We start from the raw sequence: 555 nt of genomic DNA on the forward strand, positions 1-555 counted from the left end.
GTCAAAGCTCGGGCCAATCTGGTCGCGCAGGTTGAGGGGGGGCGGCAGTGAATCCTGGGCTTTAATGCGCAGGTTCTGGTAGACCCGTTGATAAATAGAGAGCTGACTCAGCTCTTTCTGGGCATTTATCATCGGCCGCTGGTAAGGGGCAAAGCGGCTGATAGCGGCCTGATCGCCCGCCTCCCGCGCGGCCCGCCAGTCGGTGTGATCCAGGGCATAGTCCAGATGCGTCAGTAACTGTTGCTGTAACGCCCGCTGGCCATTAAACGCCTGACTCCAGCGCGCCTGCATATAATGTTCGACCAGCGATTTATGGCGGCCGCTGCCGTCTTCCAGCATCCGCATGATACGCAGGACGGCCAGTTTTTCTTCGCTGCCTTTCGGCGCCCGGTTCAGGTCATCCAGCAGGCCGTTCATTAAGGCGGGCAGGAAGCGCTGAGACAGCAGTTGCAGGTAGGTGTTTTCCACATACGGGCCGACCGCCGCGCCCTGATAAAGCCCCATATCCGCCAGCAGCCCTTTCTGATGGTAATCCCCGTAGGCCAGGGTGGCTTC

The 555-nt window shown here is 59.8% G+C and carries 1 protein-coding gene; it reads right to left on the reverse strand.

Features of this window, described 5'->3' with window-relative positions; genetic code table 11:
- On the reverse strand, positions 1–555 hold a 555-nt coding region (locus ACGF49_RS24760), incomplete at both ends, for an ImcF-related family protein (protein ID WP_387493382.1).

It is taken from the genome of Photorhabdus sp. RM96S (assembly GCF_042879335.1).
Classification (GTDB): domain Bacteria; phylum Pseudomonadota; class Gammaproteobacteria; order Enterobacterales; family Enterobacteriaceae; genus Photorhabdus; species Photorhabdus kayaii.